Source organism: Streptomyces sp. NBC_00457 (genome assembly GCF_036014015.1).
Lineage (GTDB): Bacteria > Actinomycetota > Actinomycetes > Streptomycetales > Streptomycetaceae > Streptomyces.
The window spans coordinates 1,351,458-1,375,472 of record NZ_CP107905.1; the positions used below are offsets into that span (position 1 = coordinate 1,351,458).

Annotated in this window: 20 protein-coding genes; 7 read left to right on the forward strand and 13 right to left on the reverse strand. The window is 68.4% G+C overall.

What is annotated here, in order from left to right; all coding sequences use genetic code 11:
• Nucleotides 1-4: 4 nt before the first annotated feature.
• On the forward strand, nt 5-712 hold the full coding sequence (locus tag OG828_RS06240; protein WP_328500376.1) for an ABC transporter ATP-binding protein: 708 nt from the start codon (nt 5-7) through the stop codon (nt 710-712).
• Between the two features lie 63 nt (nt 713-775).
• Here OG828_RS06240 and OG828_RS06245 read toward each other — a convergent pair whose 3' ends face one another.
• From OG828_RS06245 to OG828_RS06255, 3 genes are all read right to left on the reverse strand, one after another.
• Entirely contained in the window at nt 776-1,633 is an 858-nt protein-coding gene (locus OG828_RS06245; protein WP_328500377.1) for a hypothetical protein, read from the reverse strand.
• Between the two features lie 158 nt (nt 1,634-1,791).
• On the reverse strand, nt 1,792-1,995 hold the full coding sequence (locus OG828_RS06250) for an erythromycin esterase family protein (RefSeq protein WP_328500378.1): 204 nt from the start codon (nt 1,993-1,995) through the stop codon (nt 1,792-1,794).
• A 401-nt stretch (nt 1,996-2,396) separates the two neighbouring features.
• Nucleotides 2,397-2,573 carry a hypothetical protein gene (locus OG828_RS06255; protein ID WP_328500379.1) on the reverse strand — a complete coding sequence of 59 codons (177 nt, stop codon included), beginning with the start codon at nt 2,571-2,573 and terminating at the stop codon, nt 2,397-2,399.
• Between the two features lie 119 nt (nt 2,574-2,692).
• Here OG828_RS06255 and OG828_RS06260 point away from each other — a divergent pair, with 119 nt between their 5' ends.
• The gene (locus OG828_RS06260; RefSeq protein WP_328500380.1) at nt 2,693-3,085 is read left to right on the forward strand and encodes a VOC family protein; all 393 of its coding nucleotides are present in this window, start codon (nt 2,693-2,695) and stop codon (nt 3,083-3,085) included.
• A 117-nt stretch (nt 3,086-3,202) separates the two neighbouring features.
• On the opposite strand, the gene OG828_RS06265 is transcribed toward OG828_RS06260, so the two are convergent.
• From OG828_RS06265 to OG828_RS06285, 5 genes are all read right to left on the reverse strand, one after another.
• Entirely contained in the window at nt 3,203-5,641 is a 2,439-nt protein-coding gene (locus OG828_RS06265; RefSeq protein WP_328500381.1) for a GcvT family protein, read from the reverse strand.
• 177 nt (nt 5,642-5,818) lie between these two features.
• The gene (locus tag OG828_RS06270; protein WP_328437074.1) at nt 5,819-6,805 is read right to left on the reverse strand and encodes an ABC transporter substrate-binding protein; all 987 of its coding nucleotides are present in this window, start codon (nt 6,803-6,805) and stop codon (nt 5,819-5,821) included.
• 15 nt (nt 6,806-6,820) lie between these two features.
• Nucleotides 6,821-8,824: an ABC transporter permease gene (locus OG828_RS06275; RefSeq protein WP_328500382.1), complete on the reverse strand. Its 2,004-nt coding sequence runs from the start codon at nt 8,822-8,824 to the stop codon at nt 6,821-6,823.
• Nucleotides 8,824-9,912 carry a quaternary amine ABC transporter ATP-binding protein gene (locus OG828_RS06280; protein WP_328500383.1) on the reverse strand — a complete coding sequence of 363 codons (1,089 nt, stop codon included), beginning with the start codon at nt 9,910-9,912 and terminating at the stop codon, nt 8,824-8,826. Before OG828_RS06280 ends, OG828_RS06275 begins: the two co-directional genes overlap by 1 nt.
• A 19-nt stretch (nt 9,913-9,931) precedes the next feature.
• Complete coding sequence (locus OG828_RS06285; RefSeq protein ID WP_328500384.1) at nt 9,932-11,401, reverse strand: aldehyde dehydrogenase family protein; 1,470 nt, start codon at nt 11,399-11,401, stop codon at nt 9,932-9,934.
• Between the two features lie 166 nt (nt 11,402-11,567).
• Here OG828_RS06285 and purU point away from each other — a divergent pair, with 166 nt between their 5' ends.
• On the forward strand, nt 11,568-12,500 hold the full coding sequence (purU, locus tag OG828_RS06290; RefSeq protein WP_443062374.1) for a formyltetrahydrofolate deformylase: 933 nt from the start codon (nt 11,568-11,570) through the stop codon (nt 12,498-12,500).
• A 75-nt stretch (nt 12,501-12,575) separates the two neighbouring features.
• Here the strand turns inward: purU and betA are convergent, their stop codons facing one another.
• Nucleotides 12,576-14,252 (reverse strand): choline dehydrogenase, encoded by a 1,677-nt coding sequence (gene betA / locus OG828_RS06295; RefSeq protein WP_328351203.1) that lies wholly within the window; start codon nt 14,250-14,252, stop codon nt 12,576-12,578.
• 202 nt (nt 14,253-14,454) lie between these two features.
• On the opposite strand from betA, the gene OG828_RS06300 reads away from it, so the two are divergent.
• Nucleotides 14,455-15,201, forward strand: a complete 747-nt coding sequence (locus OG828_RS06300) for an IclR family transcriptional regulator (protein ID WP_328371631.1) — start codon at nt 14,455-14,457, stop codon at nt 15,199-15,201.
• Here the strand turns inward: OG828_RS06300 and OG828_RS06305 are convergent.
• From OG828_RS06305 to OG828_RS06320, 4 genes are all read right to left on the reverse strand, one after another.
• On the reverse strand, nt 15,173-16,342 hold the full coding sequence (locus OG828_RS06305; protein WP_328351206.1) for an aromatic ring-hydroxylating oxygenase subunit alpha: 1,170 nt from the start codon (nt 16,340-16,342) through the stop codon (nt 15,173-15,175). The genes OG828_RS06300 and OG828_RS06305 overlap by 29 nt on opposite strands.
• 97 nt (nt 16,343-16,439) lie before the next feature.
• Complete coding sequence (locus OG828_RS06310; RefSeq protein ID WP_328500386.1) at nt 16,440-17,597, reverse strand: NAD(P)/FAD-dependent oxidoreductase; 1,158 nt, start codon at nt 17,595-17,597, stop codon at nt 16,440-16,442.
• On the reverse strand, nt 17,594-17,956 hold the full coding sequence (locus OG828_RS06315; protein ID WP_210569291.1) for a bifunctional 3-phenylpropionate/cinnamic acid dioxygenase ferredoxin subunit: 363 nt from the start codon (nt 17,954-17,956) through the stop codon (nt 17,594-17,596). Before OG828_RS06315 ends, OG828_RS06310 begins: the two co-directional genes overlap by 4 nt.
• A 242-nt stretch (nt 17,957-18,198) precedes the next feature.
• On the reverse strand, nt 18,199-19,284 hold the full coding sequence (locus OG828_RS06320; protein WP_328500387.1) for an S-(hydroxymethyl)mycothiol dehydrogenase: 1,086 nt from the start codon (nt 19,282-19,284) through the stop codon (nt 18,199-18,201).
• A gap of 194 nt (nt 19,285-19,478) precedes the next feature.
• Between OG828_RS06320 and OG828_RS06325 the strand changes: the two genes are divergently transcribed.
• The 3 genes from OG828_RS06325 to OG828_RS06335 all read left to right on the forward strand — a co-directional run bounded on the left by OG828_RS06325 (nt 19,479) and on the right by OG828_RS06335 (nt 23,997).
• Nucleotides 19,479-20,360: a LysR family transcriptional regulator gene (locus OG828_RS06325; protein WP_328351218.1), complete on the forward strand. Its 882-nt coding sequence runs from the start codon at nt 19,479-19,481 to the stop codon at nt 20,358-20,360.
• A gap of 223 nt (nt 20,361-20,583) precedes the next feature.
• Complete coding sequence (locus tag OG828_RS06330) at nt 20,584-22,947, forward strand: arylsulfatase (RefSeq protein ID WP_328500388.1); 2,364 nt, start codon at nt 20,584-20,586, stop codon at nt 22,945-22,947.
• 87 nt (nt 22,948-23,034) lie between these two features.
• Complete coding sequence (locus OG828_RS06335) at nt 23,035-23,997, forward strand: ABC transporter substrate-binding protein (protein ID WP_328500389.1); 963 nt, start codon at nt 23,035-23,037, stop codon at nt 23,995-23,997.
• The last annotated feature ends 18 nt before the right edge of the window (nt 23,998-24,015 follow it).

Here is a 24,015-nt window from a genome sequence, read left to right on the forward strand (position 1 = left end):
CGCCATGACCAGCGCCACCACCACCCCGCCCGTCCTGCGCCTCGCCGACGTCAGCCACACCTACGCCGGTCGGCGCCGCAGGACCACGGTCCTCAAGGGCATCGACTACGCCTTCGAACGCGGCACGTTCTACACCATCCTGGGCCCCTCGGGCAGCGGCAAGACCACTCTGCTCAGCCTCGCCAGCGGGCTCGACACCCCCACCAAGGGCACGATCAGCTTCGACGGGCAGGACCTCACCGAGCTCGGGCTCGGCAGCTACCGCAACAAGCACGCCGCCACGATCTTCCAGCAGTACAACCTCCTCACCTACATGACCGCCCTCCAGAACGTCACCACCGCCATGGAGATCACCGGCGCCAGGCCCGCGACCGGAAGCCGCAAGGCCCACGCCCTGCGGCTCCTCGAGAAGATCGGCCTCGACAAGGCGACGGCCACCCGCAATGTGCTGCAGCTCTCCGGCGGTCAGCAGCAGCGCGTCGCCATCGCCCGCGCCCTCGCCTGCGACGTCGACATCCTCTTCGCCGACGAACCCACCGGAAACCTCGACGAGGACACCGCCCAGGGCATCATCGACACCTTCCGCGAACTCGCCCACGAGCAGGGCTCATGCGTGGTCGTCGCCACCCACTCCCAGCAACTGGCCACCCAGTCCGACCGCGTCCTCAACCTGCGCAAGGGCAAGCTCACGGAGCAGGTGAACACCCGATGAGGTGCGGAGCGACAACGGGCCCGCACCCGACCTGCCGTACGGCTGGCCCGAGCCCAGGCATGGTCAGCCGAGCCTTCCCGTCAGGTAAGTCTCCAAAGACCTGGCGGACAGCTCACCACGCGCCCCGACGGCGTCGGCGATGCCCAAGCATGTGGTGCCGGAGAAGACGCCGAGCTCGTACTGGACGGAATCAACATCGAAAGAGCGGACGAGAAGGCCTACCTCGTAGGTGCCGGGATAAGTGACTTCACCGACGTACTGAATTCGATACGACCACGGCGGAAGGTCCGGCACGGCCCCTCCCTCGCCCACTTCGATTGCCTTCGATGTAAACGCCGCAACAGCCTCGTCGTACCAGGTGGCCAGGGCGATGAAGTTGACGTGCTGATTGGAGTCGACGTCACCGATCCGTGCACACAGTGGGGTGAAATGTGGGTAATAGTCCCGCTGGCGGCGCTCGTCCCCCGGACGCGTCATGGCGGACTGGCTCAACTCCGGCATCTGCAAGTCGGTGAGGTCCGCGATCAGCTCATCAGGAAGTGGAAGGGGTCCCGCAGCACCGTGCAGCACCACTGTGGCCTCGCCACTCCCTACTTCTTTGCCGCCGGCGAAGACTGCATGTACGAAGGTGAATGATGACCGCCCAACGCGGCGAACGCCGGTACGCACCTGAATGTTGCGGTCCACGCGGATGACCGGTGCGAGTCGTTCGACGCTTTGACTGACGAGCAAGACATGAAACGGGGTAAATCCGCCAGCGCCTACGAGCTGTTCGAAGCGGGGCAGTCGCACCCGTAACCGGGCGTCCTCCAGCCAACGCGCCATCCCGATCGTGCTCACCGTGCCATCCCTGCCGAGATCGGCCTGTCGCACCCGGATATCGGACTGCTTCGGGAACGCGGAACCACCGATGAAATTCATGGAAATCGACCTCAATATTGCCCCGAGATGCCCCTTCCGTCGAAGCCTAGGAGGGCCATCCGGTACGTGCATGAACCAGAGCGGCAACCCGTAGAACATCAGCGCCAGGTTTACGGACGACCCGGCAGTGGCTCAGCGGAGAGTCGTGACAACTAGGTTCACTGTTCAGTTCTCCCGAACTTGTACTCCATGGGGTCGGGCCACCCGGCGCCGATGTTCCAGGTGACACGCTCCTTGTCCAGCCAGGCGCGCGCGGTGTCGGGGACCGTGCGCATGTCGAGGATGTAGTCGTCCTGTCGGGCCTTGTCCAGGGTGTGTTCGTTGGAGCCCGGCTTCGCGGCACCCACACGGTAGGTGCGCATCACCTTGTCCTCGGCACCGAACGCCTTGAAGGCACCCTCGTAGAGCCGTCTTCGGGCAGTCCGGCGCCGCCCTGGCCGTCGAAGGTGCGGGCGCGGACCTGTGGGGCGGCACCAACCAGTTCGGCGCCATCTACCGTCCCGGCGCCTTCGGACCCGACGCCACCGCCACAGTCACCGTCACCTCCCAGGACCCCACCGGCGGCTGGGCCCGCGCGGGACTGATCGTGCGCAACGACCTGTCCACGGACGGGTCGGCGGGTTACGTCAACCTGGGGGTGACGCCGTCCAACGGCTGCGTCCTGTCCTGGGGACTCCGGGGCGAACGGCACCTTCGACTCCATCCGGCAGGCCGGCCCGTTCACCGCCCCGGTCCACCTGCGGCTGACCCGCACCGGCGGCACCTACACCGGCGAGGCGAGCACCGACGGCACGACCTGGACCACGATCGGTACCGCCACGCCCGGCGGCGTCGCGCAAGCGCAGGACGTGGGCGTCTTCATGACTGCCGCGAACGGCTGGACCGACACGCGGGGCATCGCGGACTTCGAGCACTTCACCGTCTCCTGACACCCGAGCACTCCCAGAGAGTGACGCGGGGCGACCATCCGGACGCGAGCGCGCGAGGCGGGTGTCCGGGTGGTGGTCCGCTGGGGTGGCCTCGGAAATCCGGGGCGGCCCACGCGAAGGAGACAACGGCATGTTCGGACAGTCGAAGGCGTTCAGCGGCTTCTCGGTCGACGACCTCGGCAAGGCCCGCCAGTTCTACGGCGAGACGCTCGGCCTCCCGGTGGAGGAGAGCGGGGAAGGCGACATGAGGATGCTCACGATCAAGCTGGGCAGCGGCGCCAGTGTCTTCGTCTACCCCAAGGACAACCACACACCCGCGAGCTTCACGATCCTGAACTTCCCCGTGGACGACATCGAGGCGGCCGTCGACGGGCTGGCGCAGCGCGGCGTGACCATGGAGCGCTACCCCGAGTTCGGGTCCGACGACAAGGGCATCGTCCGGGGCCCCGAGGGCGGCCCGACGGCGATCGCCTGGTTCAAGGACCCGGCGGGCAACGTCCTGTCCGTGCTTCAGGAGAACTGAGATTCAGGAGAACTGGGCCGTCGCCGAGCGCCCCTGAGGGGCGCGGGGAACTGCGCGACAAGCCACGACGTACCCGCAGCCGGTTGACAACGAATCGCGGCATCCCCTGTCAGACACTCAGCCACGAAGACGGGACATGGTCGGATCGAACAGCGGCTCCTCCGCGACGACCGCCTCGACCCGCTGGTCGAAGTAGCCGATGTGCACCGTGGTGCCGGGGGCGGTGAGTTCCGTGGGCAGCCAGGCGTAGGCGATGCCTTTGCCGATCGTGTAGCCGTAGGCGGCGCTGGTGACGTAGCCGACGGCGCGCTCCCCGTCGTAGACCGGCTCCTTACCCATGACCACCGACCGCGGGTCATCGATGGTGAGGCACGTCAGCTTGCGTCGTACGTCGGTCTTACGGCGCTCGAGGGCCGCCTTTCCGATGAAGTCGTCCTTGTCGAGCTTGACGGCGAAGCCGACGCCGGCCTCGTAGGGGTCGTGCTCGTAGGTCATGTCGGTGCCGAAGGAGCGGTAACCCTTCTCCAGGCGGAGGCTGTTGAAGGCGCCGCGGCCGGCGATGACGCCGCCGAGGGGCTGGGCGGCGGCCCAGAGGGTGTCCCAGAGCTTCTGTCCGAGGTCGGCGGTGGTGTAGAGCTCCCAGCCGAGTTCACCGACGTACGACAGCCGCATCGCCGTCACCGGGACGCTGCCGATGTGGGCGGGCTTGGCGCGGAAGTACTTCAGGCCGTCGTTCGTGAAGTCCTCGTCGGTGAGGGTCTGGAGCACCTTGCGGGCGAGCGGGCCCCACAGGCCGATGCAGCAGGTGCCGGGGGTGATGTCGCGGGCCTGGACCGTGCCGTCGGCGGGGAGGTGGCGGGTGAACCAGTCGAGGTCCAGGTTGCCGTTGGCGCCGACCTGGAAGAGGTCGCGGGCCAGGCGGGCGACGGTGATGTCGCTGCGGATGCCGCCGTCGTGGTCGAGGAGCAGGGTGTACGTCACCGAGCCGACGGACTTGGCGACCTTGCCGGTGCACAGGCGCTCCAGGAAGGCGGCGGCACCGGGGCCGCTGACTTCGAGGCGTTTGAGGGCCGTCATGTCGTACATCGCGACGGTCTCGCGCGTGGCCTGGGCCTCGGCGCCGACGATGGGCGACCAGAACTGCGCGGCCCAGTCGTTCGGGGTGGGGATGGAACGGCCTTCCACCAGGCCCGCGTTGGCCTCGTACCACTGCGGGCGCTCCCAGCCGTTGGCCTCCAGGAAGAACGCGCCGTGTTCCTGCTGGCGTGTGTGGAAGGGGCTGGTGCGGATCGGGCGGGGCTCACCCGAGGGCTGGAGCGGGTGGAGGATGTCGTAGACCTCGACGAAGTTCTGGCAGTCGCGGGCCAGGACGTACTCCGGGGTGAGCTGGTGCGGCTCGAAGCGGTTGACGTCGCACTCGTGCAGGTCGAAGGACGAGCAGTGGCCGTCGACCAGCCATTCGGCCATGGCCCGGCCGACGCCCGCGGAGTGGGTGACCCAGACGGCCTCGGCGACCCAGAAGCCCTTGACGTCCGGGGACTCGCCGAGCAGCGGGAAGTTGTCGGTGGTGAAGGAGAACAGGCCGTTGATGCCTTCCTCCACCTTCGCCTCCTTCGTCGCGGGGAGCAGGGACTGGGTCTCGGTCCAGGCGTCCGCGAAGTCCTCCTCGGTGAACTTCAGGACCGACGGCATCTGGTCGGCCTCGTCGACGGAGAGGATGTCGTCGGCGGTGATGGGCATCGGGCGGTGGCCGTAGGAGCCGATGCCGATGGCGTCGAAGCGGTCGCGGTAGTAGAGGTCGGCGTCCTGGTGGCGCAGGATCGGGCGGACGGCCTCCTCGGTCTGGCCGGCGAGGGCGGGGACCGGGCCGGTCCAGGCGAGCTGGTGGGCGAGCGGGGTGAGCGGGAGGTTCATGCCCACCATGCGGGCGATCTTCGGGCCCCAGATGCCGGCGCAGCAGACGACGATGTCGGCGTCCAGATCGCCTTGGTCGGTACGGACACCCGTCACCTCGCCGTCGGCCCGGAGTACGTCGAGAACCTCGTGGCGGGCCAGGAAGCGCACGCCGCGCTCGGTGGCCCGGCGGATCTGCGCCTCGACGGCGAGGACGGCCTTGGCGAGGCCGTCGGTCGGCACGAGGAGGCCGCCCAGGACCCGGTCCGGGTTCACCAGCGGGTGCTGCTCGACGCATTCGTCGGCGGTCAGGAGGCGGGACTCGATGCCCCAGGCGGTGATCCAGCCGTGGCGGCGGCGCAGTTCGGTGAGGCGCTCGGGGGTGGTGGCCACTTCGAGGCCGCCGACCTGGAGGAAGCAGGGCTTGCCGTCGACGTCGAGGGAGCAGAACTTCTCGACGGTGTAGCGGGCCAGTTCCGTCATGGTCTTGGAGGAGTTCGTCTGGAAGACCAGGCCCGGGGCGTGTGAGCTGGAGCCGCCGGTGGCGGGCAGCGGGCCCTGGTCGACCACGGTCACTTCGGTCCAGCCTCGTGCGGAGATCTCGTCCGCGAGGGCCGCCCCCACGACGCCCGCTCCGATGATCACCACTCGGGGTCCCGCCATCGCCGCACCTCCGGTTGCTTTCTGCGCAACATGATTCAGGTTGCGCAACTCAATGTGCCTGCCTGGCAGGTTGGGTGTCAAGGGGTCCAGTGACGTCGGAGAACAGCTGGGAAAACAGCAATGCCCGGCGGGTGGTGCGCGTGCGTGCGCACCACCCGCCGGGCATCCGTGAAGGTCCTACTTGATCCAGGCGTCCACCTTGTCGCGGTTGGCCGCGACCCACTTCTCGGCCGCCGCCTCGGGGGTCATCTTGTCCACCGCGATGTACTTGGCCACGACGTTCTGGTCGTCGTTCGTCCAGGTGAAGTTCTTCACCAGGTCATAGGCCGGGCTGCCCGACTCGGCGAACTTCTTGCTGACGATCTTGTCGAGCTTGTACACGGGGTAGTCGCAGGCGACCTTCTCGGCGTCGGCGTCACAGCCCGCCTTGTACTCCGGCAGCTTGATCTTCTTCAGTGGCACCTCGGACATGAACCACTGCGGCTCGTAGAAGTAGCCGATCACCCATTCCTTGTTCTTCTCCGCCTTGCGGAAGGCCTGGATGAGAGCGGTCTCACTGCCCGCGTACACGACCTTGTAGTCCAGCTTCAGGTTCTTCACCAGAGCCTCGTCGTTGGTGACGAACGACGGGTCACCGTCGAGGAGTTGGCCCTTGCCGCCGGACTCGGACGTCTTGAACTTCGCCGCGTACTTGTTGAGGTTGTTCCAGTCGAGGATGTCCGGGTGCGCCTCGGCCAGCCACGGCGGCACATACCAGCCGATGAGGCCTTCGTTGCCGGTCGCGCCGGCGTCGACGGCGGTCTTCTGGTCGGTGATGTACTTCTTCTTCAGGTCGTCGTGGCCCCAGTTCTCGACGACGGCATCGACCTCGCCCGTCCCGAAGCCCTGCCAGGCGATCTCTTCCTTCAGGTCCTTCTTGGTGACCTTGCAGCCGAGATCCTTCTCCGCGACATGGGCGAGGACGGCCGCGTTGGCCTCGTAGCCCACCCACGGGTTGACCGCGAGGTTGAAGGTGTCGCACTTGTCGGAGCCGGCCGAGCCGCCGGCGTCCGAGGAACTGTCGCCGACCTTCGTACCGCCGCAGGCGGACAGGGTCAGTCCGATAACAGCTGCGCCCGCTATGCCGGCCACGCCGACTCTCCACTGTCTTGCTTGCCTTGCCATGGTCAGTTGCTCCTTTTATGCACTGGTGCGTCGCGCCGCTGCCTGAGTGATCCGGTCGAACATGACTCCGAGAAGGACGATGGCCAGCCCCGCGGCGAGCCCCTTCCCGTACAGCTGTCCCTGTGAGAAGCCGGCCACGACGTCGTAGCCGAGAGCGCCTGCCCCCACCAGGCCGCCCACCACAACCATCGACAGCACGTAGATGAGGCCCTGGTTGGTCGCGAGAGTCAGGGCGCCGCGTGCCATCGGCAGTTGGACCTTGGTGATGATCTGCCAGGTGTTGCACCCGGCTGAGGTGGCCGCCTCCACGGTGGTGGCGGGCACGTTCCGAACCCCGTCCGCGATGATCTTCGTGGCCACGGGAGCCGCGTACACGATCGCGGCGACGATCGCTGTGAAGCGGGTCGCGCCGAACAGCGCCAGGAACGGTACGAGATAGACGAACGGCGGCATGACCTGCGCCGCGTCCAGGGTGGGCCGCATCAGCCGGTCCACCAGCGGGCTGCGTCCCATCCACACCCCGAAGACGATGCCGAGCAGCATCACGAGGACGGTCGCGACGGCGGTGGACGCGAGCGTCGTCATCGCGTCGGACCACACCCCGGTGCCGACGAGCAGTCCCACGCACACGACGGTGGTGATCGCGGCGCGCGGGCCGCCGAGCACCACGCCGAGTCCGATCAGGGCGGCGCCGACGAGCCACCACGGGGAGTCGGTGAGCAACGACTGGAACGGGTTGAGCAGGCCGTTGGTGATCGCGTCACGGAAGGCGTTGGTCAGACCGGACAGATTGTCCTGCGCCCAGGTGGTCGCGGTGTCCGCCGCGCTCGCGATCTTGCTTCCGGTCGTGCCCTCGCCGGGGAACTCCGCCGCCCAGAGATACGTGTGCGACATGTAGACGAGTACGGCTGTGACCGCGGCGCCCGCTCCCAGCAGGGGCCGCCGCCAGGCGAGGAACCGGCCGGACGACTTCCGGGCGGCCTCCTCGCGGGTGCTCGCCGCGGTGGTGACCCGGTCCAGGACGATCGCCAGGACGACGATGGCGAGGCCGGCGTTGAAAGCCGTACCGACGTCGAGCGACTGGAGTGCCTGGAGGACGGTCTTGCCGAGGCCGGGCGCGTCGATCAGGGCGGTGATGGTCACCATGGCCAGGGCGGCCATGATCGACTGGTTGACGCCCATCACCACGGTCCGTTTGGACATCGGCAGCAGGACCTTGAGCAGCGCCTGCCGCTGGGTGGCGCCCATCGAGTCGGCCGCCTCGACGGTGGTCTCAGGCACCGAGCGGATGGCGTGCGCGGTGATACGGATGGCCGGCGGGGCCGCGTAGATGACGGTGGCGATGGTGGCGGAGGCGGGGCCGATGAGGAAGAACAGGGTCATCGGGGCCAGATAGACGAAGGTCGGCATCGTCTGCATGAAGTCCAGGAAGGGCGTCACGATCCGGTTGAACCGGTCGTTGAGCCCCGCCCACACGCCCAGCGGGATCGCGAACAGCAGCGCGACGAAGACCGCGGAGAGGGTGAGCGCCAGGGTGTCCATGCTCTCCTGCCACAGGCCCTGAAGCCCGAGGAAGGTGAAGCCGGCCACCGCCAGCAGCGCCACCCGCCAGTTGCCCACGGCCCAGGAGACATAGCCGGTGATGCCGACGACGCCGAGCCAGCCGATCTGCGGGACGGGGCGGTCGCCGGAGGGCTGGGAGATCAGCTCCTGGACGAAGGTCACCAGGTTGTCGATGACCAGCCGGATCTCGTTGAAGAAGTAGAGGAAGAGCGGGTTGGAATTGCGGTTCGCGCCGATCGAGTCGTTGAGGTCGTTGAACCACCGGTGCAGGTCGGTCAGGTCGGCCGCGGCGAGCGTCAGGGTCTGCTTGCCGCGCAGCAGGGCGAACAGCACCAGCCAGGCGACCAGGATCGCGGCCACCATCGTGCGCCGGCTGACCCGGCGGACCCGGGTGGCGGGCGGCGCGGGCTCCTGCGTCTTTTGTGGCGTCTCCGGTTTCTCCACGGCGACGGTCATCACGCGCCGCCTTCCTGCCCGGCGACCACCGCGAGGATCTCCTCGTCACCGACGATGCCGAGCAGTTTGCCGTCCTCGACCACCTTGACCGGCTTCTCGGCCGCGAGGACGGCGCGGGTGGCCTCCCGTACGACGACGTCCGGGCCCAGTTCGGGGCCGTCCAGGGCGTCGCCCTCCGCCACCGGGCGCATGATCCAGCGCAGGGTGAGGACGTCGCCGCGCGGGACGTCCTTGACGAAGTCGCGTACGTAGTCGTCGGCGGGGGCGCCGACGAGTTCGTCGCCGGTGCCGCACTGGACCATCTTGCCGTCGCGCATGATGAGGATGCGGTCGCCGAGTTTGAGGGCCTCGGAGAGGTCGTGGGTGATGAACACCATGGTCTTGCCGACCTCGTGGTGCAGCCGGATGACCTCGCTCTGCATGTCGCGGCGGATCAGCGGGTCGAGGGCGGAGAACGGTTCGTCGAAGAAGAGGACGTCGGGGTCGCCCGCCAACGCCCGTGCCAGGCCCACGCGTTGCTGCATGCCGCCGGAGAGCTGGTCGGGGTAGGAGTTCTCGTAGCCGGAGAGGCCGACCAGCTCGACGACCTCCAGGGCCCGCTTGGTGCGGGCGGACTTGCTCAGGCCGCGGATCTCCAGCCCGAAGCTCACGTTGTCGACGACGCGGCGGTGGGGCAGCAGCCCGAAGTGCTGGAAGACCATGGAGAACTTGCTGCGGCGCAGTTCGCGCAGGCGTCTCGCGTCCGCGTCGCGGATGTCCTCGCCCTCGAAGACGATCTCGCCGGTGGTGGGTTCGATCAGCCGGGTCAGACATCGCACCAGCGTGGACTTGCCGGAGCCGGACAGGCCCATGACGACGAAGACCTCGCCCGGCGCGACCTCGAAGTTGACGTCGCGTACGGCGGCGGTGCACCCGGCGCGATCCATGAGCTCGCGTCGGGTGAGCCCGCGCAGCTCCTCGGAGGCCGGTACCTGGTCCGCCTTCGGCCCGAACACCTTCCACAGATTGCGCACGGATATGACCGGAGTGCCATCCGAGTCCTGGGGGGTGCCGCGCCGCTGCGGCACCTCGGTCTGTGTTGGGGTCATGATCGACCTCTCTGGGCGTTCAGCCGCGGAACCAGTGCTGCGGCCGGGGTTGGATGTTCTGCCAGATGTGCTTGGGCTCTCGGTACTCGTCCAGGCCGGTCGGTCCCAGCTCCCGGCCCACGCCCGAGTGGCCGAAGCCACCCCATTCCGCTTGCGGCACATAGGGGTGGTAGTCGTTGATCCACACCGTGCCGTGACGCAGCCGCCGGGCGACCCGCAGGGCCTTCCCGCCGTCCTGCGTCCACACGGCCCCGGCGAGTCCGTACTCGGTGTCGTTCGCGATGCGTACGGCGTCGTCCTCGTCGGTGAAGCGCTCCACGGTGAGCACGGGCCCGAAGGACTCCTCGTGCACCACACGCATGTCCTGCCGGCACTCGTCGAGGACGGTCGGCGGGTAGTAGTGGCCGTTCGCCAGGGCCGGGTCGTCGGGCCGTTCCCCGCCGCAGCGCAGGACGGCGCCCTCGGCGATCCCTACGGCGACGTACGCCTCGACCTTCGCCAGGTGCTGGGCGGAGATCAGCGCCCCGGTCTCGGCCTCGGGGTCGAAGGGGCCCCCGAGGCGGATCTGCCGGGCCCGGCGGACGACCTCGTCGACGAAGCGGTCGTGCAGCGAGTCCTCGACGATCAGCCGGGCGCCGGCCGAGCAGACCTGCCCGGAGTGCAGAAAGACGGCCGTGAGCGCGAAGTCCACGGCCGTCTCGAAGTCGGCGTCGGCGAAGACCACGTTCGGGTTCTTGCCGCCGAGCTCCAGCGCCACCTTCTTCACGCTCGCCGCGGCCGTGGCCATGATCCGTTTGCCGGTCTCCACGCCCCCGGTGAAGGAGACCAGGTCGACGGCGGGGTCCTCGGAGAGCGGTGCGCCCGCCTCGGGCCCGGCGCCGAGGACGAGGTTGGCGGCGCCGGCCGGGATCCCGGCCTCCTCCAGCGCCCTCATCAGCAGGATCGAGGTGGAGGGGGTGAGCTCGCTCGGCTTGAGGACGATCGTGTTGCCGGCGAGGAGGGCCGGGGCGACCTTCCAACTGGCCTGCAGCAGCGGGTAGTTCCAGGGCGTGATCAGCCCGCACACCCCGACGGGCTCGTGGACGACGCGGCTGACGGCGTCGTCCCGTCCGGTGTCGATCACCCGGCCGGCGTCGGTGCCGCCGAGCCCTCCGTAGTAGCGGAAGCAGGAGACGACGTCGGCGATGTCGTACTCGCTCTCCACCAGCCGCTTGCCGGTGTCCAGAGACTCGGCGCGGGCGAACTCCTTGGCGTCGCGCTCCATGATGTCGGCGGTCCGCAGCAGCAGCGCGCCGCGCTCGCGCTCGGGGGTCCGCGGCCAGGGTCCCTCGTCGAAGGCGCGACGAGCCGCGGCGATCGCCGCCTCGGCGTCCGGACGCGTCCCTTCCGCAACGGTCGCCGAGAGCGTGCCGTCAGCGGGGCAGCGGATCTCGCGGAGGCCTCCGGCCACCGGGTCCCGCCAGGAACCGTCCACATACAGATCTGCCATGCGCCAAGCCCCTCAGCTGAAATTCGTTGCGCATTGTGCATCAAATTGCTAGTGGTGGAACACCCTCGCGAATGTGCAGACATACGTCAAGGGTTTGCCGGATGACGATTCAGCACCGTCCCATCGGCCCCTTCTCTCTTGACCGAGGCCCCTGTACGCCTGAACTATGTTGCGTATCGCTCACCATGTTGTGCATTACGCACCGACGGAGGCCGACGTGTCCCTCAAGTACCCTCGATCACGGCCTGGCCGTGAGTACGTCCTCACCCTCTCGTGTCCCGACAGCGCGGGACTGGTCCACGCCGTGAGCGGCTTCCTTGTCCGGAACTCCGGCAACATCCTGGAGAGCCAGCAATTCGATGATCGGCTCCAGGGCCGATTCTTCATGAGGGTCCACTTCGACGTTTCCGACCCAAACGCGGATCTGGAAACTCTGCGTTACCGATTCGGCCCCGTGGCGGAGGCCTACCGGATCTCCTGGACCCTACAGGACGCCTCGACACCGACCCGGACGCTCATCATGGTCTCCAGGTTCGGCCACTGCCTCAACGACCTGCTCTTCCGCCGGCGCACGGGCTCCCTCAACATCGAGATCCCCGCGATCGTCTCCAACCATCCCGACTTCGAGTCGCTGGCGGAGACCTACGGCATCCCCTTCCATCACGTCCCGGTCACCAAGGACACCAAGGGCGAGGCCGAGGCGCGGCTGCTGGAGCTGGTGCGCGAGCTGGACATCGACCTGGTGGTGCTGGCCCGCTATATGCAGGTCCTCTCCGACGACCTGTGCAAGCAGCTCGAAGGGCGGGCCATCAACATCCACCACTCCTTCCTACCCAGCTTCAAGGGCGCGCGCCCGTACGAGCAGGCCTACGACCGGGGGGTGAAGCTCGTCGGCGCGACCGCGCACTACGTCACGCCCGATCTCGACGAGGGGCAGATCATCGAGCAGGAGGTGGTCAGGGTGGACCACTCGCTCGACCCCGGAGAGCTGGTCACGGTCGGACGGGACGTCGAGGCGCAGGTGCTCGCGCACGCGGTGAAGTGGCACAGCGAGAACCGCGTGATGGTGGACGGCAACCGCACGGTGGTCTTCCGCTGAGCCGCACATGACCGAGGGCGGGACCGGACTCCGGCCCCGCCCTTGTCGTATACGACGATCGATGCCGTCGTAGGTCTACCCGGTCTGCTTCTCAGCGTCACGGAGCCGGTAGTACGCGGCCTTGGAGGCGGCCAGCGGCTGCTTGCCGAGGATCAGGTCGGCGGCCTTCTCGGCGATCATCATCACCGGGGCGTAGATGTTGCCGTTGGTGACGTACGGCATCACCGACGCGTCGACGACACGCAGACCCTCGACGCCGTGCACGCGCATGCTCTCCGGGTCGACGACTGCCATCTCGTCGGCGGAGGTGCCCATCTTGCAGGTGCAGGACGGGTGTAGCGCGGTCTCGCCCTCCTTGGCGACCCAGTCGAGGATCTCCTCGTCCGAATCCACCGTGGGTCCGGGCGAGATCTCCCCGTCGTTGTACGGGGCCATCGCGGGCTGGTTGAGCAGCTTGCGGGCGACGCGGATGGCCTCGACCCACTCGCGCCGGTCCTGCTCGGTGGAGAGGTAGTTGAAGCGCAGCGCCGGGTGCTCGCGCGGGTCCTTGCTCTTGATCTTCACCGAGCCGATCGCGTCGGAGTACATGGGCCCCACGTGCACCTGGTAGCCATGGCCGCCGGCCGGCGAGGAGCCGTCGTAGCGGACCGCGATGGGCAGGAAGTGGAACATCAGGTTGGGGTAGTCCACGTCCTCGTTGCTGCGGGCGAAGCCGCCCGCCTCGAAGTGGTTGGTTGCGGCGGGGCCCTTGCGGAAGAGCCACTGGAGCCCGATGAAGGGGGCGCGCCACTTCGCCATGTACGGCTGCATGGAGACCGGCTGCTTGCAGGCGTACTGGATGTAGACCTCCAGGTGGTCCTGCATGTTCTCGCCGACGCCCGGCAGATCGTGGACGACGTCGATGCCGAGGGCGCTCAGCTCCCGCGCGTTGCCCACGCCGGAGAGCTGGAGCAGCTGCGGGGAGTTGATCGCGCCGCCGCACAGGATGACTTCCTTGGCGCGGACCTGCTGGGGGGCACCCTTGCCGCGCCGGTATTCGACACCGACGGCGCGCTTGCCCTCGAAGAGGACGCGCGTGACGAGGGCGCGTGTCCTGACGGTGAGGTTGGGCCGCTTCCTGACGGGCTTGAGGTACGCCTTCGAGGCAGACAGCCGGCGTCCGCGGTGGACGTTGCGGTCGAACTTGGCGAAGCCTTCCTGCCGGTAGCCGTTGACGTCGTCGGTGGGCGCGTAGCCCGCCTCCTCGGTGGCCTTGAGGAAGGCGCCGAACAACGGGTTGGTCGCGGGGCCGCGTTCGAGGACGAGGGGGCCGTCATGGCCTCGGAACTCGTCGTCCGGATCGGCCGCCAGGCAGTTCTCCATCCGCCGGAAGTACGGCAGACAGTGCGCGTAGTCCCAGGTCTCCATGCCCGGATCGGCCGCCCAGCGCTCGTAGTCCATGGGGTTGCCGCGCTGGAAGATCATGCCGTTGATGCTGCTGGAGCCGCCCAGCACCTTGCCGCGCGCGTGGTAGACGCGCCGGCCCCCCATGTGGGGCTCGGGTTCCGACTCGTACTTCCAGTCGTAGAAGCGGCTGCCGATCGGATAGGTCAGCGCGGCGGGCATCTGGATGAAGACGTCCCACGGGTGGTCGGAGCGGCCGGCCTCCAGGACCAGCACCTGGTTCGCCGGGTCCGCGGAGAGTCTGTTCGCCAGCGCACTGCCGGCCGATCCACCGCCGACGATGACGAAGTCGTACTGCAGGGGAGCCATGGTGCCTCGTCTCGCTCGCGCCGTAGATACGCGAGGCATGCTAGTACCAGTAGCGCTATACGCACTAGGTTGCGAACCACGCAACCTACGGCTCCCGAGTTTCGGCTCTGTTGCTTGCAACGCTGTTGTTTACTACGCGTATAGTTTTACTGTGAGCAACCACAGCCAAGACACCGAAACGTCAAGTTCGCAGGCCGGCGGAGTGCAGTCGGTCGACCGCGCCATCAGCGTCCTGGAGATCCTGGCCCAGCGTGGCGAGGCAGGGGTCAGCGAGGTGGCGGCCGAGATCGAGGTGCACAAGTCCACCGCGTTCCGATTGCTCGGCGCCCTGGAGGCGCGCGGCCTGGTGGAGCAGGCGGGCGAGCGCGGCAAGTACCGCCTCGGCTTCGGCATCGTACGGCTGGCCGGTGCGGTCACGGGACGCATCGACATCACCCAGCAGGGCCGCCCGGTCTGCGAGCGGCTCGCCGAGGAGATCGGCGAAACCGTCAACATCGCCGTGCTGCAAGAGAATTACGCGGTCAACCTCTACGAGGTACGTGGACCGGGAGCCGTCAGCGCGTACAACTGGGTCGGACAGCTGACCCCGCTGCACGCCACCTCCAGCGGCAAGATCCTGCTGGCCCACCTGCCGGCCAAGGAGCGCGCCGCACTGCTCGCCGGGACCGGCCTGAGCAAGGTCACCCCGCGCACCATCACCGCGAAGACGAAGCTCGAGAAGAACCTCGCGGAGGCCCGCGAGCGCGGCTACGCCATGGGCCTGGAGGAACTGGAGGTCGGCCTGCACGCCATGGCCGCACCGGTCCGCGACCGGGACGGCCAGGTCATCGCGGCGCTCAGCGCCTCCGGACCCTCGTACCGCTTCACCGAGGAGCGCATGCACGAACTCTCCCCGGTGCTGCTCAAGGGCGCGGAGGAGATCAGCCACCGGATGGGCCACCTGGGCTGACCGGCCCCGGCCACGGCCCGCCGGCGCCCAGACGCTCCTGCACCCAGTCGTGGAACGCGCCGATGTGGTGCTCGCTGGGAACCAGCACACCGCCCTTGGCGTACATGCGGGAGCGCATTCCGGGCTGTGTGCGCTCGCAGGCGTCGAAGTCCTGGCGGTTGACCCGGTCGAAGAGTTCCACGGACCGGCTGACGTCCTTGCCGCTCTCGACGACGTGCGGGAGGTAGAGCCAGTCGCACTCGACGATCGTGCGGTCGACGGCCACCGGATACATGCGGTGGAAGATCACATGGTCGGGGACGAGGTTGATGAACACCTGGGGCCTGACCGTGATCGCGTAGTAGCGGCGGTCCTGGTCGTCGGCGACCCCGGGGATGCGGTCCAGACCCGCGGAGCCGTCCACGGTGAAGCCCTGGACGTCCTCGCCGAACTCGGCGCCGTGACCCACGTAGAACTGGGCTGCGTAACCGTCCGCGAACTCCGGCAGCACCTCCGTCAGTTCGGGGTGGATGGTCGCGCAGTGGTAGCACTCCATGAAGTTCTCGATGATGAGCTTCCAGTTCGCCCGCACGTCGTAGACGATCCGCTTGCCGACGGAGAGGTTCTCGATGTCGTAGCGCCCGATCGACTCGACGTCGCCGAGGCGGGCGACGACATCACCGATGACGTCCTCGTCGAAGTCGGGCGGGTTCTCCGCCAGGCAGACCCAGACATAGCCGAGCCATTCGCGGACGGCCACGCTCACCAGGCCGTACTCGGTACGGCCGACGTCGGGCATCCTGGTGAGGTTGGGCGCGGCGACGAGCTTGCCGTCCAGTCCGTACGTCCAGGCGTGGTACGGGCATTGGAAGGCCCGCTTGACCTCGCCGGCCTCCTCGGTGCAGAGCCTGGCGCCCCGGTGCCGGCAGACGTTGAAGTACGCACGGACGCTGTTGTCCCGTGCCCGGGTGACCAGGATGCTCTCGCGGCCCACGTCGACGGTGCGGAAGGCGCCCGGCTTGGCCAGGTCGGAGGCGCGGGCCGCACAGAACCACATGGTCTCGAAGATGCGCTCCTGCTCCTGGGCGAAGACCGCCGCATCCGTGTAGGAGGAGCCGGGGAGAGTGGCGATCAGACTGTCCGGCAGGCTGGTCGAGGTCACGGTGCACTCCTCGGAGGACGTCGGGGAGAGCGCCCCGTAAGGGGCGCGGGGAACTGCGCGACCAGCCACAACGGCGCCGCGGAATCACAACAACCCATCAAGGCGCGCTCAGCTGCTTGCGCCACCGCATGAACAGCCGCGGCTGGTTCATGCCGAGCACCGCGACCGGAACTCCGGCCCGCCGGTAGACGGCCAAAACGTTCCGGTCGTCCACGGCGCCCACCTCCACCGTCACACTGTCGGAGACACCCGCGTGACCGGCGAACTGGATCTTCACGCCGTACTGGTCCGACCAGAAGTACGGCGGCCTGGGCATGCCCGCTTCCAGCTCCCCGCCCGCCAGCAGCGCGGCGACGGCCGCGTCGGGGCGTTCCCGCGCACCGGTCCAGTGCTCGACCCGGCGGTGGGCGCCCAGGCGTGGGTCGTACCAGTTGGCGCAGTCGCCGACCGCGACCACCCCGGCCAGGCTGGTGCGGCCGTCGGCGCCGCACTTGACGCCGTTGTCGAGTTCGACGCCGGAGCCTTCCAGCCACTCGACGCACGGACGCGCCCCCACCCCCACCACGACGATGTCGGCGGGGATGGATCGGCCGTCCTCGAGCAGGACGGCGTCGACACGGGTCTCTCCGCTCAGCCCTTTGACGCCCACGCCGCACAACAGCCGTACGCCGTGGTCCGCATGGAGGGCGGAGACGACCCCGCCCATGGTCTCGCCGAGAGGGCCGGCGAGCGGTGTCGGTGCCACCTCGACGACCGTCACGTCGACGCCGAGCGCGTACGCGGTGGAGGCGACCTCGGCACCGATGAAGCCGCCACCGATCACCACCAGCCGTCCGCCCAGGGCGAGTTCGTCGCGCAGGGCGCGGGCGTCGTCCAGGGTGCGCAGGACGTGCACTCCGGCCAGACCCGCACTGCCGGGCAGGGTGCGCGCGGCGGCGCCGGTCGCGATGACGACGCCGTCGGCGCGGACCTCCCGTCCGTCGGCGAGCCGGACGGCACGCTCGGCGCGGTCGAGCCCGGTGGCGCGGGTGCCGAGCAGCCACTCGGCCCGCAGGTCCTCGCCGTCCGTCTCCAGCGCCAGGTCCGCCTCGCCGAGGGCGCCGGCCAGGAACTCCTTGGACAGCGGCGGACGGTCGTACGGGCGATGGGTCTCGTCGCCGATGACGACCAGCCGCCCGTCGTAGCCCTGCTTCCGCAGCGAGCGCGCCGCCGACAGTCCGGCCAGCGAGGCGCCGACCACGGCCACGGTTCTCACGCGGGACCGGCGGCGAGCCGGGCCGCGACGCAGGGCGGCAGGTTGGGGGCGTCGGTGGAGACACGGACGTAGATCACGCCGTCCTCGACCATGACCTCGTGCGTGCGCACCGGGAGCTTGGCCGGCGGGGCGTCGACGGCGCCGGTGCGCAGGTCGAACTTCGAGGAATGCAGCGGACACTCCACCTCACAGCCCTCCAGCCAGCCGTCGGCGAGCGAGGCGTCCTGGTGGGTGCAGGTGTCGTCGATGGCGAAGACCTCACCGTCGTCGGTGTGGAACACCGAGACCGGCGGATCGATGTCGAGCCGGAAGGCCTCACCTCGCGGAAGATCCGCGAGACGGCACGCGGGAATCATCATGACACCTCGGTGCGTATAACGAAACGGATTGCGGTAAGCGCAACGTCAGTCTGAGGTCGCCCCGGAATCCTTGTCAAGGGATTCCAGGGCGGCGGATATGCGCCGACGGTGGTTGCCTGTCGCGCAACGATGTGCGCGATAGGGAACAGCGTCAGGAGTGTGCGGAACCTCGGCCGCGACCGTGGCCGTCTCGCCGTGCCCGGTGTATACGACCGTGATGAGACGGGCCGTACGCGCGGCCGTCAGAAGACCACCACCGAGCGCAGGACGTCGCCGCCGTGCATCCGCTCGAAGGCCTTCTCCACCTCGTCCAGGGCGATGGTCTCCGTGACGAAGGCGTCCAGGTCGAGGCGGCCCTGGAGATAGAGGTCGATGAGCATCGGGAAGTCCCGGGAGGGCAGGCAGTCGCCGTACCAGGAGGACTTCAGCGCCCCGCCACGGCCGAAGACGTCCAGCAGGGGCAGTTCGAGCTTCATCTCGGGGGTGGGGACGCCGACGAGGACGACCGTGCCGGCGAGGTCGCGGGCGTAGAAGGCCTGCTTGTAGGTCTCCGGGCGGCCGACCGCCTCGATGACGACATCGGCGCCGAAGCCGCCGGTCAGCTCGCGGATCGCCTCGACGGGGTCGGCCTCCTTGGAGTTGACCGTGTGGGTCGCCCCCAGCTTCTTGGCGGTGGCCAGTTTCCGGTCGTCGATGTCGACGGCGATGGTCTTCGCCGCGCCCGCCAGATTCGCCCCGACGACCGCCGCGTCCCCGACACCGCCACAGCCGATGACCGCCACGGTGTCGCCGCGGCCGACCTTGCCGGTGTTGATCGCGGCGCCGATGCCCGCCATCACCCCGCAGCCGAGCAGTCCGGCGGCAGCCGCGGACGCGGCCCGGTCGACCTTGGTGCACTGCCCGGCCGCGACTAGTGTCTTCTCCGCGAAGGCGCCGATGCCCAGCGCCGGAGACAGTTCGGTGCCGTCGAGCAAGGTCATCTTCTGCTGGGCGTTGTGCGTGTTGAAGCAGTACCAGGGGCGTCCGCGCAGACAGGCCCGGCACTGCCCGCACACGGCCCGCCAGTTCAGGATGACGAAGTCGCCGGGCGTGACGTCGGTGACCCCCTCCCCCACCGACTCCACGACGCCCGCGGCCTCATGGCCCAGCAGGAAGGGGAAGTCGTCGTTGATGCCGCCCTCGCGATAGTGCAGATCGGTGTGGCAGACCCCGCAGGCCTCGATCTTCACCAGGGCCTCCCCCGGACCGGGGTCGGGCACGATGATCGTCTCCAGGCTGACGGGGGCACCCTTGCCCCGCGCGACGACAGCTCGGACCTGATGCGTCATGGCCACTCCTCGGCTGGTACGAGACCTGAGTCGAATGTTGCTCATTGCGGCACCCATCTCGCGTGCCGCAACACAGGATCAGGGAGGGCCACCGGGGGGTCAAGCCTCCCGGACGCGGACGTACGGCAGAAACCGTCGCCGCACGACGGCCCGGCCGACCGGTGATAGCGTTGCCCGGAATTTACGGAGACCCGATGGAACGACGCCAGCTGGAATACTTCATCGCCGTGGTCGAGCACGGCGGATTCACAGCCGCGGCCATTGCGCTCCACGTAGCGCAGCCTTCACTTTCCCATGCGATCCGCACTCTGGAGCGCGAATTCGGCGGGAAACTCTTTCACCGCCTCCCGCACGGCGTCGTACTCACCGCGGCGGGCGAAGCGCTCGTCCAGCCGGCCCGGCAGGTGCTGCGCGATCTGACCACGGCCGGTTCCCTGGTCCGTGAAGTCCTCGGGCTCAGCGGCGGGCGGCTCGACATCGTCTCCCAGACGACGCTTTCGGTCGATCCGCTCGCCGGGATGCTGGGGCGTCTGCATCGCGCGCATCCGAAGGTCTCCGTGCGCGTGGTCGACCCGGAGCAGGGCCCTGCCGTGGCCCACATGGTCGCCGCCGGTCAGTGCGAACTGGGTCTGGTGGACGCCTCGGTGCCCACGGCCGACCTGCGCGGCATGGACCTGCCCGAGCAGGAGATGCACGTCGTGCTGCCCCCGGACCACCCTCATCCGCCGGGCGACACCATCACCTCGCGCGAACTGGCCGCACTGGACCTCATCGTGACCCCGCCGGACACCGAGACCCGGGCGGCGGTGGACGACGTATGCACCGCGCTGGGCGTCACGCCGCGGATCGTGGTCGAGACCGCGCACCGCGCGATGATCGTGCCGCTGATCCTCTCGGGCGTCGGCGCCTCGCTCCTGCCCGGCTCCATGGCCCGGGACGCCGCGCTGCGCGGGGCCCGGATGCTGTCCAACCGGCCACGACTGGTGCGCCACGGCCGACTGGTCTGGCGGTCGGGCCCGCTGTCCCCCGCCGCCCAGGCTTTCGTCGACCTGGCAGCCGCACCCGCCGAGGACTGAACCCCACTGCCGGTATAGAAGTTGTCTACCGGCCCCATTCAAAACCGGTTCAGGGGTATTCAAGTCGGCTGGTTGACCGCTGTCCCATTGACTGTCACTTTTGCTCCACGACAGTCGGCGAGATTCCCGGACCGGCCCTCAAGCCCCGTTTTATTGCGCCGACAATTCGGCCGCGCGAAGAACGTGTGACATTTCCCCGCCGGGCATGGCATCGGAGAAATACATGACTGAGTTCGACGCCGGACGGCACGTACTCCCGCGGCCTGACACCCGCCGACCGCTCACCACCGCGATGGACGTCCACGACCAGAAGTCCCCCTTCACCCCGATCGGCCCGGTCCCCCCTCCCCCGGGCGCCCCGAACGTGGTGATCGTGCTGGTCGACGACCTGGGATTCGGCACTTCCAGCGCTTTCGGCGGGCCCTGCGAGATGCCCGCCGCGGACCGGCTCGCCGAAGAGGGGCTGCGCTACACCCGCTTCCATGTGACGGCCCTGTGCTCGCCGACCCGGCAGGCCCTGCTGACCGGACGCAACCACCACTCGGTCGGCATGGGCGGCACCACCGAGATGACCACCGCGGCCCCCGGCTACAACGGATTCCGGCCGCGCAGCGCCGCCACCATGGCCCAGATCCTCCAGGGCAACGGCTACAGCACGGCCGCCTTCGGCAAATGGCACCAGACCCCGCCGCGGGAGATCAGCGCGGTCGGACCCTTCGACCGCTGGCCGACAGGCGAAGGCTTCGACACCTTCTACGGGTTCATGGGCGCCGAGATGAACCACTGGTACCCGCTGCTGTACCAGGGCACGACCCCCGTCGAGCCGGACCGCCGGCCCGAGGACGGCTACCACCTCTCCGAGGACCTCGTCGACCACGCCATCGACTGGGTCCGCACCCAGCGCACCCTCACCCCGGGCCGCCCCTTCTTCACCTACCTCGCCCTCGGCGCCGCGCACGCACCCCTGCACGTCGGCCCGGAGTGGCAGGAGAAGTACCGCGGACGCTTCGACCACGGCTGGGACCGCCAGCGCGAGGCGACCCTGGAGCGGCAGAAGGAACTCGGCGTCGTACCCCCGGAGACGGAACTCGCCCCCTGGGCCGAGGGCGTTCCCCACTGGAACGAACTCACCGACAACCAGCGCCAATTGTCGACCAGATTCATGGAGACCTTCGCCGGGTTCACCGAACACGCCGATGTGCAGGTCGGCAGATTCCTCGACGCGCTGGAGGAACTGGGCGAGCTGGACAACACCCTGATCCTCTACATCCTCGGCGACAACGGCGCCTCCGGCGAGGGCGGCATCGAGGGGACGATCGTCGAACACCGGCTCGGGCACGGCATCGTGGACGACCCCGACGAGATGATCGAGCACCTCGACGAGATCGGCGGACCGTACAGCTACCCGATCGCCCCGGCAGGCTGGGCGCTGGCCCTCAACACCCCCTACCAGTGGACCAAGCAGGTGGCCTCGCACTTCGGCGGCACCCGGGACGGCATGATCCTGCACTGGCCCCGAGGGGTGCCCGACGGCGGCGGCCTGCGTCACCAGTTCTCGCACGTGATCGACGTACTGCCCACGATCCTGGACTGTGCGGATATCCCGGCACCGTTCAGCGTCGACGGGGTGACCCAGCAGCCCCTGGAGGGGACGAGCATGTGGCGCACCCTCGCCGATCCGCGGGCGCCCGAGTTCCACCACACCCAGTACTTCGAGATGTGCGGCAACCGCGGCATCTACCACGAGGGCTGGATGGCGGTCACCCGGCACGGCATCCCCTGGGAGATGGTGGGAGACAAGAACCGGAGGTTCTCCGACGACGTCTGGGAGCTCTACGACCTGGACAAGGACTGGAGCCAGGCGCACGACCTCGCCTCCGAACACCCCGAGAAGCTGCGCCAGTTGCAGGACCTGTTCCTGATCGAAGCGGCCAAGTACCAGGTCTTCCCGCTGGACGACCGGGTCACCGAACGGGAGAACCCCGCCGTGGCGGGGCGCATCGATCTGCTGGGTGATCGCACGTCCGTGACCTACCGCGGCGGCATGCGGCGGTTCACGGAGGAGACCACACCCAACATCAAGAACCGCTCGCACAGCATCACCGCGGACATCGACGTCCCCGACGCGACGGCCGAGGGCGTGCTCATCGCGCAGGGCGGCCGGTTCGGCGGCTGGTCCCTGTACGTCACCGGGGGCAGACCGGCGTACGTCTACAACTACTTCGGAATGAGCCTGTACACCGTGCGCGCCGACCAACCCCTGACACCGGGACGGCACGAGGTACGGCTCGCCTTCGACTACGACGGCGGCGGACTCGGCAAGGGCGGGACCGCCGTGCTCCTGGTGGACGGCGAACGGCGGGCGACCGGACGCGTCGAGCGGACCATCCCGTACTACTTCTCCTTCGACGAGACGCTCGACGTGGGAGTGGACCTCAGTACGCCGGTGACCGACGACTACCCCGTCCTCGACAACGAGTTCACGGGCACCGTGCACACCGTACGCATCGACCTGGCCCCCGCCGCGGCCGGCGAACCGTCGGACTTCGACGGTGGGCTGCACCGGCGCGTCATGGGGGCCCAGTGAGCCGCTGTGCGCCCTGGACTCGACTCGATTCCTCACTCAGCCCTCAGCCCTCACCGCAACGCGCGGACGCGTAAGGAGCACGACACCATGACACGACACTGGAGAGCCGGCACGGCCGGACTGGCCGTCCTCGGCCTCACCCTCACCGCGTGCGGCGGGGCGAAGGTCGGCGGCGACAGCTCCTCGGCTTCCGACAGCTCGGGCAAGTGCGGCACGTTCAACCTCGCGGTCAACCCGTGGGTGGGCTACGAGGCGGACGCGGCGGTCATCGCGTACATCGCCGAAAAGGAACTCGGCTGCACGGTGGAGAAGAAGGACCTCAAGGCGGAGATCGGCTGGCAGGGGTTCGAGACGGGCGAGGTCGACGCCATCCTCGAGAACTGGGGCCACGAGGACCTGAAGAAGAAGTACATCACCCAGCAGAAGACCGCCGTGGATCTCGGCTCGACCGGCAACAAGGGCATCATCGGCTGGTACCTCCCGCCGTGGATCGTGAAGAAGTACCCGGACATCACCGACTGGAAGAACCTCAACAAGTACGCCGCCAACTTCAAGACCTCCGAATCGGGCAGCAAGGGCCAGCTCCTCGACGGCGACCCGTCGTACCAGACCAACGACGAGGCCCTGGTCAAGAACCTGAAGCTGGACTTCAAGGTGGTGTACGCGGGCAGCGAGACCGCGCTCATCCAGGCCTTCCGGGACGCCGAGAAGAACAAGAAATGGGTGATCGGCTACTTCTACGAGCCGCAGTGGTTCTTCTCGGAAGTACCCCTGGTCCACGTCGACTTGCCCAGGCACACGGAGGGCTGTACCGCCGATCCGGCGAAGGTCGCCTGCGACTATCCCGTGTTCGACCTCGACAAGATCGTCAGCACGAAGTTCTCCGAGTCCGGCAGCCCGGCCTACGACCTGGTGAAGAACTTCAAATGGACCAACGACGACCAGAACACGGTGGCGAAATCCATAGCACTGGACAAGATGACACCGGAGGCGGCGGCGAAGAAGTGGGTGGACGCGAACCCCGACAAGGTCAAGGCGTGGCTCGGATAGGCAGTGTGCCTATGTGGT

Coding starts and splice junctions, on each gene's coding strand:
- OG828_RS06275 (WP_328500382.1), bottom strand. CDS start 8,824: ATGACCGTCGCCGTGGAGAAACCGGAGACGCCACAAAAGACGCAGGAG.
- betA (WP_328351203.1), bottom strand. CDS start 14,252: ATGGCTCCCCTGCAGTACGACTTCGTCATCGTCGGCGGTGGATCGGCC.
- OG828_RS06325 (WP_328351218.1), top strand. CDS start 19,479: ATGGAACGACGCCAGCTGGAATACTTCATCGCCGTGGTCGAGCACGGC.
- OG828_RS06315 (WP_210569291.1), bottom strand. CDS start 17,956: ATGATGATTCCCGCGTGCCGTCTCGCGGATCTTCCGCGAGGTGAGGCC.
- OG828_RS06265 (WP_328500381.1), bottom strand. CDS start 5,641: ATGGCGGGACCCCGAGTGGTGATCATCGGAGCGGGCGTCGTGGGGGCG.
- purU (WP_443062374.1), top strand. CDS start 11,568: ATGTTGCGTATCGCTCACCATGTTGTGCATTACGCACCGACGGAGGCC.
- OG828_RS06270 (WP_328437074.1), bottom strand. CDS start 6,805: ATGGCAAGGCAAGCAAGACAGTGGAGAGTCGGCGTGGCCGGCATAGCG.
- OG828_RS06320 (WP_328500387.1), bottom strand. CDS start 19,284: ATGACGCATCAGGTCCGAGCTGTCGTCGCGCGGGGCAAGGGTGCCCCC.
- OG828_RS06285 (WP_328500384.1), bottom strand. CDS start 11,401: ATGGCAGATCTGTATGTGGACGGTTCCTGGCGGGACCCGGTGGCCGGA.
- OG828_RS06335 (WP_328500389.1), top strand. CDS start 23,035: ATGACACGACACTGGAGAGCCGGCACGGCCGGACTGGCCGTCCTCGGC.
- OG828_RS06250 (WP_328500378.1), bottom strand. CDS start 1,995: ATGCGCACCTACCGTGTGGGTGCCGCGAAGCCGGGCTCCAACGAACAC.
- OG828_RS06280 (WP_328500383.1), bottom strand. CDS start 9,912: ATGACCCCAACACAGACCGAGGTGCCGCAGCGGCGCGGCACCCCCCAG.
- OG828_RS06245 (WP_328500377.1), bottom strand. CDS start 1,633: ATGAATTTCATCGGTGGTTCCGCGTTCCCGAAGCAGTCCGATATCCGG.
- OG828_RS06260 (WP_328500380.1), top strand. CDS start 2,693: ATGTTCGGACAGTCGAAGGCGTTCAGCGGCTTCTCGGTCGACGACCTC.
- OG828_RS06330 (WP_328500388.1), top strand. CDS start 20,584: ATGACTGAGTTCGACGCCGGACGGCACGTACTCCCGCGGCCTGACACC.
- OG828_RS06240 (WP_328500376.1), top strand. CDS start 5: ATGACCAGCGCCACCACCACCCCGCCCGTCCTGCGCCTCGCCGACGTC.